16 protein-coding genes and 1 tRNA gene are annotated in these 13754 nt (G+C 69.1%); 9 read left to right on the top strand and 8 right to left on the bottom strand.

Features of this window, described 5'->3' with window-relative positions:
• Positions 1–6 precede the first annotated feature (6 nt).
• Both FO470_RS06230 and FO470_RS06225 read left to right on the top strand, forming a co-directional pair.
• Positions 7–1386, top strand: coding sequence for an MmgE/PrpD family protein (locus FO470_RS06230; protein ID WP_144342102.1), 1380 nt, complete (start codon positions 7–9; stop codon positions 1384–1386).
• 2 nt (positions 1387–1388) lie between these two features.
• Positions 1389–2588 carry a CaiB/BaiF CoA transferase family protein gene (locus FO470_RS06225; RefSeq protein WP_144342101.1) on the top strand — a complete coding sequence of 400 codons (1200 nt, stop codon included), beginning with the start codon at positions 1389–1391 and terminating at the stop codon, positions 2586–2588.
• 73 nt (positions 2589–2661) lie between these two features.
• On the opposite strand, the gene FO470_RS06220 is transcribed toward FO470_RS06225, so the two are convergent.
• On the bottom strand, positions 2662–3567 hold the full coding sequence (locus FO470_RS06220; protein WP_144342100.1) for a LysR family transcriptional regulator: 906 nt from the start codon (positions 3565–3567) through the stop codon (positions 2662–2664).
• 110 nt (positions 3568–3677) lie between these two features.
• Between FO470_RS06220 and FO470_RS06215 the strand changes: the two genes are divergently transcribed.
• The 3 genes from FO470_RS06215 to FO470_RS06205 all read left to right on the top strand — a co-directional run bounded on the left by FO470_RS06215 (position 3678) and on the right by FO470_RS06205 (position 5476).
• On the top strand, positions 3678–4394 hold the full coding sequence (locus FO470_RS06215) for an SDR family oxidoreductase (RefSeq protein WP_144342099.1): 717 nt from the start codon (positions 3678–3680) through the stop codon (positions 4392–4394).
• An 86-nt stretch (positions 4395–4480) separates the two neighbouring features.
• Entirely contained in the window at positions 4481–4858 is a 378-nt protein-coding gene (locus FO470_RS06210; RefSeq protein ID WP_144342098.1) for an Atu4866 domain-containing protein, read from the top strand.
• Positions 4859–4972: 114 nt separating this feature from the next.
• Positions 4973–5476 carry an invasion associated locus B family protein gene (locus FO470_RS06205; RefSeq protein ID WP_144342097.1) on the top strand — a complete coding sequence of 168 codons (504 nt, stop codon included), beginning with the start codon at positions 4973–4975 and terminating at the stop codon, positions 5474–5476.
• A 52-nt stretch (positions 5477–5528) separates the two neighbouring features.
• Here FO470_RS06205 and phnE read toward each other — a convergent pair whose 3' ends face one another.
• The 3 genes from phnE to FO470_RS06190 form a co-directional block, all read right to left on the bottom strand.
• Positions 5529–6335, bottom strand: a complete 807-nt coding sequence (gene phnE, locus FO470_RS06200; RefSeq protein WP_186291869.1) for a phosphonate ABC transporter, permease protein PhnE — start codon at positions 6333–6335, stop codon at positions 5529–5531.
• Positions 6328–7167 carry a phosphonate ABC transporter ATP-binding protein gene (locus FO470_RS06195; protein ID WP_246659498.1) on the bottom strand — a complete coding sequence of 280 codons (840 nt, stop codon included), beginning with the start codon at positions 7165–7167 and terminating at the stop codon, positions 6328–6330. Before FO470_RS06195 ends, phnE begins: the two co-directional genes overlap by 8 nt.
• 103 nt (positions 7168–7270) lie before the next feature.
• Positions 7271–8128, bottom strand: a complete 858-nt coding sequence (locus FO470_RS06190) for a PhnD/SsuA/transferrin family substrate-binding protein (protein WP_144342094.1) — start codon at positions 8126–8128, stop codon at positions 7271–7273.
• A gap of 99 nt (positions 8129–8227) precedes the next feature.
• Here FO470_RS06190 and FO470_RS06185 point away from each other — a divergent pair, with 99 nt between their 5' ends.
• Together FO470_RS06185 and phnF are read left to right on the top strand one after the other, a co-directional pair.
• Positions 8228–9421, top strand: coding sequence for an alpha-D-ribose 1-methylphosphonate 5-triphosphate diphosphatase (locus FO470_RS06185; protein ID WP_144342093.1), 1194 nt, complete (start codon positions 8228–8230; stop codon positions 9419–9421).
• A gap of 4 nt (positions 9422–9425) precedes the next feature.
• Positions 9426–10202 carry a phosphonate metabolism transcriptional regulator PhnF gene (gene phnF / locus FO470_RS06180; protein ID WP_246659497.1) on the top strand — a complete coding sequence of 259 codons (777 nt, stop codon included), beginning with the start codon at positions 9426–9428 and terminating at the stop codon, positions 10200–10202.
• Positions 10203–10331: 129 nt separating this feature from the next.
• On the opposite strand, the gene FO470_RS06175 is transcribed toward phnF, so the two are convergent.
• Positions 10332–10406 (bottom strand) — tRNA-Glu (locus FO470_RS06175).
• 123 nt (positions 10407–10529) lie between these two features.
• On the bottom strand, positions 10530–10871 hold the full coding sequence (locus FO470_RS06170) for a hypothetical protein (RefSeq protein ID WP_144342091.1): 342 nt from the start codon (positions 10869–10871) through the stop codon (positions 10530–10532).
• Between FO470_RS06170 and FO470_RS06165 the strand changes: the two genes are divergently transcribed.
• The gene (locus tag FO470_RS06165; RefSeq protein ID WP_144342090.1) at positions 10870–11928 is read left to right on the top strand and encodes an RluA family pseudouridine synthase; all 1059 of its coding nucleotides are present in this window, start codon (positions 10870–10872) and stop codon (positions 11926–11928) included. The genes FO470_RS06170 and FO470_RS06165 overlap by 2 nt on opposite strands.
• 156 nt (positions 11929–12084) lie before the next feature.
• Positions 12085–12996: an RNA polymerase sigma factor RpoH gene (gene rpoH, locus FO470_RS06160; RefSeq protein WP_144342089.1), complete on the top strand. Its 912-nt coding sequence runs from the start codon at positions 12085–12087 to the stop codon at positions 12994–12996.
• 24 nt (positions 12997–13020) lie between these two features.
• On the opposite strand, the gene FO470_RS06155 is transcribed toward rpoH, so the two are convergent.
• Positions 13021–13473, bottom strand: coding sequence for a CBS domain-containing protein (locus tag FO470_RS06155; RefSeq protein ID WP_144342088.1), 453 nt, complete (start codon positions 13471–13473; stop codon positions 13021–13023).
• A 200-nt stretch (positions 13474–13673) separates the two neighbouring features.
• The coding region (locus tag FO470_RS06150) for an NAD(P)(+) transhydrogenase (Re/Si-specific) subunit beta (protein WP_144342786.1) at positions 13674–13754 on the bottom strand (81 nt) is incomplete at its 5' end.

The following is a 13754-nucleotide window of genomic DNA, read 5'->3' as shown; positions in this document are numbered from 1 at the left end:
CCGCCCATGGAGGAGCGACCGGCGACCGCCATCGAGCGCATGGCCCGCTGGGCTTGCGGCCTGCGCCCCGGCGATGTGCCGGCGCCGGTGCAGCGGGTCGCCCGCAACTGCCTGATCGACACGCTCGGCGTCGCCCTGGCGGGGTCGGCGACCCCGGTCGCCCGCCGCGCGCGCGGCGTGCTGGCCGACATCGGCGCGGTGGGCGAGGCGCAGCTTCTCGGCTCCGCCGCGCGTCTCGCCGCCCCCGGCGCCGCGGCGGCCAACGCCACCGCCGCCCATGCGCTCGATTTCGACGACAACTGCTATTCCGGGGTCGTGCACGGTTCGGCGGTGATCGTGCCGGCCGCGCTCGCCGTGGCGCAGAGCGTCGGCGCGTCGGGGGCCGCGTTGATCGAGGCGATCGTCGCCGGCTCGGAGGCGGAGTACGCCCTCGGCGCCGGCATGACCATGGCGCTGTACGAGCGCGGCTGGTGGACCACGGCGGTGCTCGGGCCGGTGGGCGCCAGCGTCGCCGCGGCCCGCCTCTACGGGCTCGACGCCCGGGCGACCGGGGCGGCGATCGGCATCGCGCTGGCCGGCACCGGGGGCGCCAAGGCCGCCTTCGGCACCGACGCCAAGCCGGTGCTCGCCGGCCGCGCCGCCGAGGCGGGCGTGATCGCGGCGTTCATGGCGCGGGCCGGCGTGAGCGGACCGCTCGACGCGGTCGAGCATCCGCGCGGCTTCGCCGGCCTGTTCAACGGCGGCGTGCGGGAGGACGAAGCCTTCGCGACGCTGGGCCGGACGTGGCGGCTTCTCGAGCCCGGCATCGACGTCAAGCGCATCCCGGTGTGCCTCTCCTCGCACGCGGCGGTCGACGTCGTGGACGAGCTGGCGCGGACCCATGACGTCGAGCCGGGCGAGATCGTGCACATCGCCTGCGACGTGCCGCCGGTGGTGATCGCCAATCTCATCTACGATCTGCCGGCGAACCGCCAGCAGGCGCAATTCAGCATGCCCTTCGCCATCGCCGCGACGCTGGTGTTCGGCGAGGTGCGGCTGCGCCATCTCGACGACGCCGTGCTCGCCGATCCGGCTCTCGCCCGGCTGCTGCCACGGATCAGCATGCAGACCGGCGAGCGCTGGGACGAGGCGGCCCGGCGCGCCGCGCCCGAGGGCGCCCATGTCACGCTGCTTCTGCGCGACGGACGGCGGCTCGAGGGCTTCCGGGCCTTTCCGCGCGGCGCGGCGGCCGACCCGCTCTCCGACCAGGCGCTGGCGGCCAAGTTCCTCGACTGCGCCGCAAGCGTGACGACACCGGCCGACGCCGCCAGCCTGCTCGACCGGCTCGGCCGGATCGAGACGCTGGCCGATGTGACCTGCCTTCTTCCCCTTTGCGACGAGACCTGACGATGACCCACCTGCCCCCGCCGCTCGCCGGGCTGCGCGTGCTCGACTTTTCCCGCATGCTGGCCGGCCCGTTCTGCACGGCGCTGCTGGCCGATGCCGGCGCGGACGTCATCAAGATCGAGAGCCCGGAAGGCGACGATGCCCGCCACTTCGCGCCCCGCGTGGGGGGCGAGAGCGCCTATTTCCTGCTGATCAACCGGGGCAAGCGCTCGCTGGTGCTCGACCTCAAGAGCGAGGAAGGGCGGCGCACCGTCCACGCGCTGGCGCGCGAGGCGGATGTCGTGGTCGAGAACTTCCGGCCCGGCGTCGCCCGGCGCCTCGGCATCGACTACGAGACGCTGGCGGCGATCAACCCGAAGCTGGTCTATGCCAGCATCTCCGGCTTCGGCCAGGAAGGGCCGCTGTCGCACCGGCCGGCCTACGACATCATCGCCCAGGCGATGAGCGGCATCATGAGCGTCAACGGCCCGGCCGGCTCGGCGCCCAACCGGGTGGGTGAATCGATCGGCGACCTGATCGCCGGCCTGCAGGGAACCTGGGCGATCCTGGCCGCGCTGCACGGACGCAACCGGGACGGACGCGGGCAGCATCTCGACATCGCCATGGTGGATTCCATCGTCGCGATCATGATCACCGCCCTGTCCCAGTATCTGTTCACCGGCGAGGTGCCCGGGCGCATCGGCAACGCCCATCCGATCAGCGCGCCGCTCGACAGCTTCGCCGCCGCGGACGGACACCTGATCATCGCGGTGGCCAATGACGCGCTCTTCTCCCGGCTCGCCGCGGCGATCGGGCGGCCGGAGCTGGCCGGGGACCCGCGTTTCGCCACCGACATCGCGCGCAAGGCCAACGAGGCCGAACTGAAGGTGATGCTGGAGCAGTGGAGCGGGGCGCGCAGCGTCGCCGAGGCGGTGGCCGCGCTCGAAGCGGCACAGGTGCCGGCCTCGCCCATCCTGTCGGTCGACCAGATGATCGAGAGCGTCCACGCCAAGGCGCGCGGCTTCATCCGCACCGTCGCCCATCCTACGGCGGGAACGATCCCGCTGGTGTCGCAGCCGGTGCACTTCCTCGGCTCGGGAACGCTGCCGATGGGCCCGGCGCCGCTGCTCGGGCAGCATTCCTCCGAAATCCTCGCGGGGATGACCACAGGCTGGCCGGCTCAGGCGGCACTCGACGAGGCGCTCTCGCCCGCGACGAACTGATGTCCTTCGAACATCGGCGACCGGCGGCACGGCTGGAAGGCGGAGGCAGTGCTCGCAGCGGCGGCGCCCGCCTCTAGCCCCTCATGCCGCTGCGAGCCGTACGCAGGTGATTGGTCAGCGCCCGCAGTTTCGGCGCGAGATTGCGGCGGCTGGGATAGTAGAGATAGAAGCCGGCGAAGCGGGGACAGAACTCTTCCAGGATCGGCACCAGACGGCCGCGCTCCACCTCCGCGCGAAAGCTCTCCTCCATGCCGAAGGTGATGCCCGCGCCGGCGACGGCGAGCTTGATCATCAGCGCCATGTCGTTGGTGGTGATCTCGGGAGCGACTTCAACCGCGAACTCCCTGCCGTCCACGCCGAATTCCCACCGATAGGGCGCCACGCGCGGCGCCGGCCGCCAGCCGATGCAGCGATGGCCCACCAGCTCGCCCGGATGCTTCGGCATGCCGGCGCGCTCCAGATAGGCCGGCGCGCACACGGCGGACTGGCGCTGCTCGCCCGAGACGGGGACGGCGATCATGTCCTGCGCGATCACCTCGCCGAGCCGGACGCCGGCATCGTAGCCCTCGGCCACGATATCGAATTCCTCATCCGTCACGGTGATGTCGAGCTGGATCTCGGGATAGGCCCCGGCGAAGCCGGCGAGCAGCGGCCCGGCCAGGAAGGTCTCGGCGATCGACGAGACCGCCAGACGCAGCTGGCCGCGCGGGCGCCGGCCGAGGCTGCCGGCGCTCTCCACCGCAGCGCGGATATCGGCGATTGCCGGAGCCAGTGAAACCGCGAGCCGCTCGCCCGCTTCCGTCAGGCTGACGCTCCGCGTGGTACGCCGCACGAGCGCGATGCCCATCGTCGCCTCCAGCCGCGCCATGGTCTGGCTGACGGCGGAGCGGGTCACGCCGAGCCGGTCCGCGGCGGCGCGGAAACTCTTCTCCTCCGCCACCAGCATGAAGACCGCGAGCGCGTTCAGGTCGGGGCTCATTGGTTAGTATGACTTTCCATTTCGTACATCTGAAGGCGCCTTATCGCGACAATGCCATGCCCCTATCTTCCCGCCAACTCCGGTCCGGAGCAGCAGAGGAGACAAACGAGATGGCTTTGGAAAAGGTCGTGCTGATCACCGGCGCCTCCAGCGGCATCGGGGCGGGCATCGCCCGCGAACTGGGCAAGGCCGGCGCCCGGCTGGCGCTCGGCGCCCGCCGCACGGAACGCTTGGACGCGCTGGCCCGCGAGATCGGCGGCGAGGTTCTCGTCCGACGCCTCGACGTGACCGATCGCGCCGACGTCGCGGGTTTCGCGGATGCGGCGCGCGAACGCTTCGGGCGCGTCGACGTGATCGTCAACAACGCCGGCGTCATGCCGCTCTCGCTCATGACGTCGCTGAAGGTCGAGGAATGGGACCGCATGATCGACGTCAACATCAAGGGCGTGCTCTACGGCATCGCCGCCGTGTTGCCGGAGATGACGCAGCGGGGTTCCGGCCACGTCGTCAACATCGCCTCGATCGGCGCGCTGCAGGTCTCGCCGACCGCCGCCGTCTACTGCGCGACCAAATACGCGGTGCGCGCGCTCTCGGACGGGCTCAGGCAGGAGAACAGGCATATCCGCGTCACCTGCATCCATCCCGGCGTCGTCGAGAGCGAACTCGCCGACACCATCACCGACCCGGTCGCGGCCGAGGCGATGAAGAGCTTTCGCGCCATCGCGCTGCAGCCCGACGCGATCGGCCGGGCGGTGCGCTACGCGATCGAGCAACCAGACGACGTCGATGTCAGCGAGATCGTCGTGCGCCCGGCCGGCGGCGCGTGAGGGCAAGACGGATGTCCGTCCACGCCCCGCCGCACGCGGTTGCCGCCGCCACGACAACCGGGAAGCGGCGCCCATGCGCCGCACCCATGGCCAAGGCGCGGCACGGGCCTGCACGCCGGCTGCCCATGCTCCTGATCGCGCTCGCCACCGGCACGCTCCTTCCCCCCATCGACAGATCCGGCGCCCAGATGATCACGCATTCTTCATCCCCCTCCCGGCCCGCACAAAGCCACCCCTATGTCGGTATGTGGGTAACGCTCGACGGCCATATCCGCCATGAACTGCTGCCGAACGGCCGCTACGACGAGGCGCGCGGCAGCCGCCAGAGCGCCTATCAGGGGCGCTACGAAGTGCGCGGAAACCATATCGATTACTGGGACGACACCGGTTTCACCGCCGACGGCACGTTCGTCGACGCGGACACGCTGCATCACGGCGGCATGGTGTTCCGGCGCGAGAGGTGAGCCCGGCGCCGGCGCCCCCGCGCGGGGCGGACGCGCACCGCGCGGTTAACCTCCTGTTAGGCCGCATCGAAAAGGCTCGCGCGACCTCATTCCGGAAAAGGAGTAGCAAGGCCAATGATCGGACGGACCGCCATTGCCCTCAGCATGCTGATCTTCGCCAACGTGGAAGTGGAGGCTGCTCAGGTTACCGAAATGGGAAAGTTCGACGACTGGGGAGCCTACGCCTACAAAGTCGACGGCAAGCCGACATGCTACGCCGTCAGCTGGCCCTCGACGGCCCGGCCGACGCATCTCGATCACGGCGAGGTGGCGTTCTTCGTCACCGCGAAGGAAAGCCGCCAGTCCCGGACGCAGGTCAGCCTGCAGACCGGCTATGATCTCGCGGAGGGTTCCAGGGTGGTCGCCAGCATCGGCGATGACACCTTCACCCTGTTCACGGAAGGAAAGGGCGCCTGGCTGCACCGCGCGGAGCGCGAGCCCGCCTTCCTGCAGGCGATGCGCAGCGGCGCCGAAATGGCGATCACCGCCACCTCCGCGCGCGGCAACGAGACGAGCTACGTCTTCTCGCTCGACGGCATCACCGCCGCGACCAACCGCATCCTCTCGCGCTGCCCGTGAGGGAACGGAAGCGCAGGGCGGACACGTTCGCCCAGCGCGCGGCGTCGCGGCGCTACTGGAAGCGCGCGCGCAGACGGTCGGTCAGGAACTCCATCGCCAGCACGATGACGAAGATCGCCAGGATGATCGCGGAGGCGTTCCTGTACTGGAACAGGTCGAACGCGACCTTCAGCTCCTGACCAATTCCGCCCGCGCCGACGAGGCCGAGCACCACGGAGGAGCGCACCGCCTTTTCCAGCGCGAAGAGCGAGGAGTTGATCAGCGTCGGCATGACGTCCGGCAGGACCGCCCCGCACAGCACCGTCACCCGGTTGGCGCCGATGGCGTGGAGCGCTTCCTGAGGCTTCTTGTCCGCCTCCTCCATCGCCTCTGCGAAGAAGCGGCCGCAGAAGCCGATCGTGTCGACGACGATGGTCATGGTGCCGGCGACCGCCCCGAGGCCCAGCGTCGATACGAACAGCAGCGCCCAGACGAGGTCCGGCACGGTACGGAACAGCGAGATCAGCGCGCGCGGGAGATGACGCAGCGCGCCGAGGGGCGAGATGCCGCGCGCCGCCAGCCAGCCCATCGGCAGGCTGGCGATGACGCCGAACACCGTGCCGACGAGCGCGATCTGCAGCGTCTCCAGGATGCGCCAGCCCATGCGCTGGAGGAACGCCGGATCGGAATTGGGCGGCAACATGCGCCCGACCAGCTCGGCCATGCGCGGCGCGCCGGCCGCCAGCTTTTCAGGCGACGGCGCCACCTGCCCCATCGAGGCGAGGAACAGCGCGCCGACGGCGACGATCAGCGTGAAGGACAGCGGCGAGATCGGGGGCAGGCGCGAGGGGAGAGACGCCGTCGAGGTCGTGCTAGCCATGGAACACGCCATCCATCTCGCGGCGGGAGACCCGCGCGGTGGGCCGGTCGAAATGCACCTTGCCGCCCTTCAGCGCCACGATGCGGTCGGAGTAGTCGAGCGCGTGCTGCATGTCGTGCGTCGTGTAGACGAGGGTGATGCCGTGCTCGCCGGCGAGATCGGAGAAGATGCGCATGATGTCGCGCCCGACCGCCGGATCGAGGCTCGCCGCCGGCTCGTCGGCGATCAGGAGCCTCGGACGGCGTATCAGGGCGCGGGCAATGGCGACGCGCTGGGCCTGACCGCCGGACAGCTGATCGGCCCGGGCGCCCGCCTTGTCGGCGAGACGCACCTCGGCGAGCACCTGCATCGCCTCCTCGCGCCATGCACGCGGGGCGATGCCCTGATGCCAGGCGCGCCAGCTGCCCGGCAGGCCGAGCTTGCCCTGCACCACATTGGTCAGCACGGACTGGCGCCCGACGAGCCCGTGGTTCTGGAACACGAAACCGATCTGCCGGCGCAGGCGTTTCATCTGCGCGGGGCCGGGCATGGCGGTGAAGCGCTCGCCCAGCGTCGCGATCTCGCCGCCGGTGGAGGGAAGAAGGCCGATGAGGCACTTCAGCAGGGTGGACTTGCCCGCCCCGTTGGAACCGATGAGCGCGACGCGCTGGTTTGCGCGGATATCGAGCTCGATGCCGGCAAACACCGCCTGTCCGTTGGGATAGGTCTTGGCGAGACCGTGCGTGCGGATGATCGGGGGACCGGAAGACGGTGCCGGCGCCCTTGCCAGCGGCGCGATCAGAGGACCGCCCGGACGAGGCCCGTCGGTCTTCTGCACCGGAACATGCTCCATGGCGGCCTCCATCGGTCGACGATCTGGTGAACTGCCGGGAAACGGCCATGCGCGACCGGAACGCCGGAGGGGCGCGCGGCCCATCCGGCATCCGGCGGGAAGATCACTCGACGAAGGAGCCGAAGCTCTCGATGCCGATCGTGCGGTACATCGAGCGCACGTAGTCGTAGTCGCTGTCCTTCACGTCGGTGATGAAGACACCGCCCTTGAACTTCTGATTGTCCTCGCCCGTCAGCACCGCGCTCATCAGCTCGTTGCCATGCTTGAGGAACGCCTCGCGGACCTTCACGAACACCTCCTCGGGAACGTCCTTGCGCGCCACGAGGATGTCGTTCGGCAGATCGCGGCCGCGGGCCACCACCGCGAAGGCGGCGTCCGGGAAAGCCTTGCGGATCGAATTGAGGTGGCCGAAGTTCAGGCCGATGGCGGCGATGTCGCCACGGATGAGGGCTTCCGCCGCGACGTTGCGGGCGATGATCACACCCTCATAGTCCTTGCCGTAGATCAGCCCCTGATCCGCCAGCGCCTGGGCCGGACCGAGATGCTGCGAGGTCGAGCCGACCGCCCCGAAGGCGATCTTCTTGCCCTTGAGGTCGTTCAAGGTGCGGATGGGACCGTTCGCCAGCACGGCGACCTGAGCGAAATAGTCGGGACGCTGCCACGCCACCACGATCCGCGGATCGCTGAGCTGCTTCATGACGACGTATTCCGCCGGGCCGGTGAGGACGAGCTCGACGTGGCCGGCATTCATCGCCTCCACCGCCGCCGTGCGGGAGCTGACCGGGATCAGCTCGATATCGAGGCCGGTCTTCTCCTCCAGCGCCTTCTGGAAGCCGCCGAACTCCTGCTGGAGCGCCTCGAGCCCCTCGATGTCCGTCACCGCGAAACGGACCGGTTCGGCCATCGCCGAGAATGCCGCCGCCAGCGTGATGGCGAGGGCGGGAACGAGCGTGCGAAACATTTTCTGCCTCTTGCTGTATAGACAGGAATATCGTTGTTTGATTATCTGTATATACAGCAGATGACGGGTTCGTGACGGTGGGTCAGCAGGTGAATGGCAATGGCTTGGCGGATTGAGAACGGATTGGCACTGATCGACGGCCGCTGGAGCGACGCCCCGCTCGCGGTCGCCGGAGCGACCCTCGCGCCGGACGGCGGCGCCGGAGCGCCGGACGGCGGCGCCGGAGCGCCGGCCCTCGACGCCTCGGGGCTGCTGATCCTGCCCGGCATCGTCGACCTTCATGGGGACGCCTTCGAGCGTCACATCATGCCGCGTCCCGGCGTGCGCTTCGACACGAAGCTGGCGTTGCGCGACACCGACCGCCAGCTCGTCGCCAACGGGATCACCACGGCGTTCCACGGCGTCACCATCTCCTGGGAGCCGGGCCTTCGTTCCCTCGACGCCGCGCGGGCCTTCGTGAGCATGCTCATCGACCTGCGGGGATCGCTGAGCTGCGACACGCGCCTGCATCTGCGCTGGGAGACCTTCGCGCTGGACGAGGCCGCGCAGGTGATCCGGTGGCTGGAGCTGTCTCCCTCCCCCATCCTCGCCCTCAACGACCACACGACCGGATCGGTGCTGAAGGGCAGCATTGCCCGCAAGATCGGCCAGATGGCCGAACGCTCGAGCCTCAGCCGCGAGGGATACATGGCCCTGCTCGACCATGTGTGGAGCCGCCGGGACGAGGTTCCCATGGCGATCGAGGCCATGACCGCCGCCGCGCGCGCGCACGGCAACGTCCTGCTCGCCCATGACGAGGCTTCCCCCGAGGAGCGCCTGCGCTTCCGCGCGCTGGGTGCGGTGTCGTCCGAGTTTCCCTTGACGCTGCAAACCGCCGAGGCTGCCCGCGCCGCGGGCGAGGACGTCATCCTGGGCGCCCCCAACGTCGTGCGCGGCGGCAGCCACAACGGCGCCCTCGACGCGACCGACGCGATCCGCCAGGACCTCTGCACCGTCCTCACCAGCGACTATCACTACCCCTCCCCGCTGCATGCCGCCTTCAAGCTGGCCGACGGCGCGCCGGACCGGCTGGCCGCCATCTGGCCGCTCGTCTCCGGCAACCCTTCCCGGGTGGCGCGGCTGCGGGATCGCGGCAGCCTCGGCGAAGGTCACCGCGCCGACCTCATCCTGGTCGACGCCGGCGACATGGCGCACCCGCAGGTGGTGGCGACGATGGTCGCCGGCAAAATCGTCTATGCTAGCCGGGCGATCGATCGCCTCCCGGTACCCACCCTCGCGAGCGCGGCGGAGTGACAGCGTGAATACGAGCCTTCGGTCCCAGCCCGCCCGGTCGGGCGACGTATCCGGCTTCGACGGCCTCGTCTTCCGTCCACGGAGCGACACGCCGATCTGGCAACAGATCTACGACTACATCCTGGCCTTGATCGACAGCGGCTGCCTGCGGGCCGGCAGCCAGCTTCCCGGTGAAATCCACCTCGCCGAGAAGCTCGGCGTGACCCGCATCACGCTGCGCCGCGCCCTTCAGCAGCTCCAGCAGGAGGGCCATCTCACCTCGCGCAAGGGGGTCGGCGTCTTCGTGCGCAGCCTGCCGTCGGCACTGGTCGTGCGCGACGGCAGCCGCTTCGCCGAAAGCCTGCGCGCCGACGGCAAGGCGGTCGCCACCCAGACGCTCTTTCTGGAGCGGGTGCCGGCGGATCCGGAAATGGCCGCCGAGCTGCGGCTGCAGGCCGGCGCGCCGGCAATCCGGCTGCGGCGCGTGCGCAGCGCCGACGGCCAGCCGATCTACATCAGCACCAAGGTCTTTCCGGCGGATCTGCTGCCGGACTTCGAGGTGGTGTATTCGCGGCGTCAATCGGTGACCGACGTCTTCGTGGCGCACGGAATCCAGAAGTACCGGCGCGTCGAGACCCGCATCAGCGGAGGCTTCGCGACCGCCGAGGAAGCGCTGCTGCTTCAGCTCACCCCCGGCACGCCGGTCTTCCGCACCAGCTCGATCAACGCGGATGCCTCGGGCAACCGAATCGAGTGGGCACGAGGCTGCTGGCTGCTGACCTCCGTCGACTTCATCTTCTGAGGTTCGACAAAGCTGAAACCTGTCGCGGATGCCGGCAACGCGCCGAACGGATCGCGGCTCACGAAAGGCGATGCTGAGAAGGGGATCTACCCGCCGGCCACGGCATCCATCCCGGCACCACGCACGGAATGGCGCGCCCACGGGGAATCGAACCCCGGTTTTCGCCGTGAGAGGGCGACGTCCTGACCGCTAGACGATGGGCGCATCTAGGCAGGCCGGTCTCTTAGAGCCATTCGGCAGCGGGATCAAGGGCGGCGCACGCTCATCCCGGTGGATTTTCACCGGCGGCGCTGTCCGCCCCCGCGGGATGGCCGGCATACCGCCGCCTTACGGCTCGCTGGCGAAGCCCAGAACGCCGCGGGGGGCGCGCGAGGCAAGGTCGAAGAAGCGCGTCTCGACCAGACCGTCCCGCTCCAGCGTCACCGCGATCATGTCGCCGGAAACGACCGCCGAGCGGACATTCGCCCCCCTGGGAAGCTGAATCGTGCCGGCGATCTCCACCGGCGCGCTTTTCCAACCCGTCACGACCCTGTATCCGATGGCACCGAACAGGGCGAGGAAGCCGAAAGCCATCAGCAGGCCGGAAAAGGCGGCGAAGCCGCGCAGCTTGCGCAGCACGCGTTCGGCGGCCGGATCGAGCTTTTCGTCGTCTGTATCAGGAGAGGTCATGCCGGCACCGGACGAACTGAATGAGGATATGGACGAGATCGCGCCCGAGGCGGCCGCGACGCGCGTCGATATCATTGCCGGGCCGGAGGATGAAGGGCTTCGGCTCGATCGCGTGCTGGCACGCCATCTGCCCGAGCTCAGCCGCACCCGGCTGCAGGCGCTGATCGCCGACGGCAAGGTGCTGCGCGACGGCCGCCCCGTCACCGGCGGCTCGGCCAAGGTGAGCCCCGGCGAGGGCTTCACCGTGGAGGTGCCCGCCCCCGAGCCCGCCGAGCCGGTGCCGCAGGATATCCCGCTCGTCATCGTCCACGAGGACGACGACCTCATCGTCATCGACAAGCCCGCCGGCCTCGTCGTCCATCCCGCCCCCGGCAATCCCGACGGCACGCTGGTCAACGCTCTGCTGTTCCATTGCGGGACAAGTCTTTCCGGCATCGGCGGGGTGCGGCGGCCCGGCATCGTCCACCGGCTCGACAAGGACACCTCCGGCCTCATGGTGGTCGCCAAGAACGACCGCGCCCACAAAGTTCTCGCGGCGCAGTTCGCCGATCACGGCCGCAGCGGCCCCTTGGAGCGCGCCTATCTCGCCTTCGTCTGGGGCGTGCCGGAATTGCCGAGCGGCACGGTGGACGCGCCGCTCGCGCGCCATCCGGTCTCGCGCGAGCGCATCGCGGTGCGCACGAACGGCCGTTTCGCCATCACCCACTGGCAGCGCCTGGAAAGCTACCCGGACACGCAGGGCCGCCCCGTCGCCTCGCTCGTCGAGTGCCGGCTGGAAACCGGCCGCACGCACCAGATCCGCATCCACATGGCCCATATCGGCCATCCGCTGCTGGGCGACGCGGTCTATGGCGGAGGCCAGCGCACCCGGGCGAACCGTCTCGGCCCGGAAGCCCGCGACCGGCTGGACGCGCTGGGGCGGCAGGCGCTGCACGCCTTTCGGCTGGGTTTCGAGCATCCGGCCACCGGCGACTTCATGCTGTTCGAAAGCGCGCTTCCCGACGATCTCGCGCGCCTCCAGGCGGCTCTCGAAGCGCCGCTCGATGGGAGAAGTTGAGCGCGGACACGCCCGCTCAACGCATCGTGACCCCTCATCGCCTTGCGCTTTCGCAAAAAGACGATGTTCCTGTTATTATAGAATAACGGCCGGCTGAAAGCGGCCGTAAACCGGTCGCCCAATCATGGGGACCGAGAAAGACAGGAGGGTGCATTCATGGCCCGTTCCGCTATGAGCCTACCTTCCGCGGAGGGCGGCCTGAGCCGCTATCTCGCGGAAATCCGCCGGTTCCCGATGCTGGAGCCGCAGGAAGAATATATGCTCGCTAAGCGCTGGCGCGAGCACGAGGACCCGGAAGCCGCGCACAAGCTCGTCACCAGCCATCTGCGTCTCGTGGCCAAGATCGCCATGGGCTACCGCGGCTACGGCCTGCCGATCTCCGAGGTCATCTCGGAGGGCAATGTCGGCCTCATGCAGGCGGTGAAGCGCTTCGAGCCCGATAAGGGCTTCCGCCTCGCCACCTATGCCATGTGGTGGATCAAGGCCTCGATCCAGGAGTACATCCTGCGCTCGTGGAGCCTGGTGAAGATGGGCACCACGGCGGCGCAGAAGAAGCTGTTCTTCAACCTGCGCAAGGCGAAGAGCCAGATCTCCGCGCTCGAGGACGGCGACCTGCGCCCCGACCAGGTGCAGCAGATCGCCACCAAGCTCGGCGTCACCGAGCAGGAAGTCATCGACATGAACCGCCGTCTCGGCGGCGACGCCTCGCTCAACGCGCCCCTGCGCGGCGATGTCGAGGGCGGCGGCGAGTGGCAGGACTGGCTTGCCGACGACCGTGACAGCCAGGAAACCACGCTCGCCGAGGTCGAGGAGATGGACAACCGGCGCAGCGCGCTGTCCGGCGCCCTCTCCGTCCTCAACGAGCGCGAGCGCCGGATCTTCGAGGCGCGGCGCCTGTCGGACGACCCGATGACGCTGGAGGACCTCGCCGCCGAGTTCGGCGTGTCGCGCGAGCGCGTGCGGCAGATCGAGGTCCGCGCCTTCGAGAAGGTGCAGAAGGCGGTGATCGACCGCGTGCACCAGATGGAATCGGCGCCCATGCGGCAGGAGACCTCCCCGGCGCTGTGAGGCGCCGGGTTTCTCCCTGCGGGATCAGGCCGGCAGCGGGTGGACCGTTGCCGGCGTTGCCCGGCCGGTGAACTCGTTCGCCTGGCGAACGTCATGGGCAAGCACGTCGCGGATACTCAGCACGCCGACGAGCTGGTGTTCCTCGAGCACCGGCAGATGGCGCACATGATGCTGGTCCATCAGCGCGCGCACATGGTCGATCGTGTCGTCCATGGCGCAGGAGATCATGTTGCGCGACATCAGATCGCCGACGGTGAGGCGCAGCGCCGCCGCGCCGCGCTCGGCGAGGGCGCGCACCACGTCGCGCTCGGAGAAGATGCCGACCACGGTATCCCCTTCCGAACCGCAGGCATCCTTCACCACCACGGCGCCGATGTGCTCGCGATTGAGCAGCGTGGTGGCCATCTCGATGTTTTCCGACATGCGTATCGTCGGCACGCGGGCGCTTTTGAGCTTCATGAGATCAGCGACAAGCATGGCACATCCCTCTGGTTGCGGGCCTTGGCCGTCACGTCATCTTATTCTTTGGTCTAAGTCTGGTATGCCATACACAAGCCGTCAACGAAAAGAGTCGCGGCAGCGCAGCATTGGCGGCGACATGGCCGCACATGAAAAAGGCCGGGCGTGGGCCCGGCCTTTTGCTTGCACAAGGATGAGGCCGCCGCGACGGCCGGCCGTCAAAGATTCTTGACGATATCCTCGACCATTTTTTTGGCGTCGGCGAAGAGCATCATGGTGTTGTCGCGGAAGAAGAGCTC

This window comes from Ancylobacter moscoviensis, assembly GCF_007559435.1.
GTDB classification, from domain to species: Bacteria; Pseudomonadota; Alphaproteobacteria; order Rhizobiales; family Xanthobacteraceae; genus Ancylobacter; species Ancylobacter moscoviensis.
This window is presented reverse-complemented; position numbering and strand designations above follow the sequence as displayed.

Excerpts from the sequence above, each read along its gene's own strand:
- FO470_RS06185 (WP_144342093.1), top strand. The coding sequence starts at position 8,228 with ATGGCTTGGCGGATTGAGAACGGATTGGCACTGATCGACGGCCGCTGG.
- FO470_RS06170 (WP_144342091.1), bottom strand. The coding sequence starts at position 10,871 with ATGACCTCTCCTGATACAGACGACGAAAAGCTCGATCCGGCCGCCGAA.
- FO470_RS06215 (WP_144342099.1), top strand. The coding sequence starts at position 3,678 with ATGGCTTTGGAAAAGGTCGTGCTGATCACCGGCGCCTCCAGCGGCATC.
- FO470_RS06155 (WP_144342088.1), bottom strand. The coding sequence starts at position 13,473 with ATGCTTGTCGCTGATCTCATGAAGCTCAAAAGCGCCCGCGTGCCGACG.
- FO470_RS06205 (WP_144342097.1), top strand. The coding sequence starts at position 4,973 with ATGATCGGACGGACCGCCATTGCCCTCAGCATGCTGATCTTCGCCAAC.
- FO470_RS06190 (WP_144342094.1), bottom strand. The coding sequence starts at position 8,128 with ATGTTTCGCACGCTCGTTCCCGCCCTCGCCATCACGCTGGCGGCGGCA.
- phnE (WP_186291869.1), bottom strand. The coding sequence starts at position 6,335 with ATGGCTAGCACGACCTCGACGGCGTCTCTCCCCTCGCGCCTGCCCCCG.
- FO470_RS06165 (WP_144342090.1), top strand. The coding sequence starts at position 10,870 with ATGCCGGCACCGGACGAACTGAATGAGGATATGGACGAGATCGCGCCC.
- FO470_RS06225 (WP_144342101.1), top strand. The coding sequence starts at position 1,389 with ATGACCCACCTGCCCCCGCCGCTCGCCGGGCTGCGCGTGCTCGACTTT.
- FO470_RS06210 (WP_144342098.1), top strand. The coding sequence starts at position 4,481 with ATGGCCAAGGCGCGGCACGGGCCTGCACGCCGGCTGCCCATGCTCCTG.
- FO470_RS06220 (WP_144342100.1), bottom strand. The coding sequence starts at position 3,567 with ATGAGCCCCGACCTGAACGCGCTCGCGGTCTTCATGCTGGTGGCGGAG.
- rpoH (WP_144342089.1), top strand. The coding sequence starts at position 12,085 with ATGGCCCGTTCCGCTATGAGCCTACCTTCCGCGGAGGGCGGCCTGAGC.
- FO470_RS06230 (WP_144342102.1), top strand. The coding sequence starts at position 7 with ATGGAGGAGCGACCGGCGACCGCCATCGAGCGCATGGCCCGCTGGGCT.
- FO470_RS06195 (WP_246659498.1), bottom strand. The coding sequence starts at position 7,167 with ATGGAGCATGTTCCGGTGCAGAAGACCGACGGGCCTCGTCCGGGCGGT.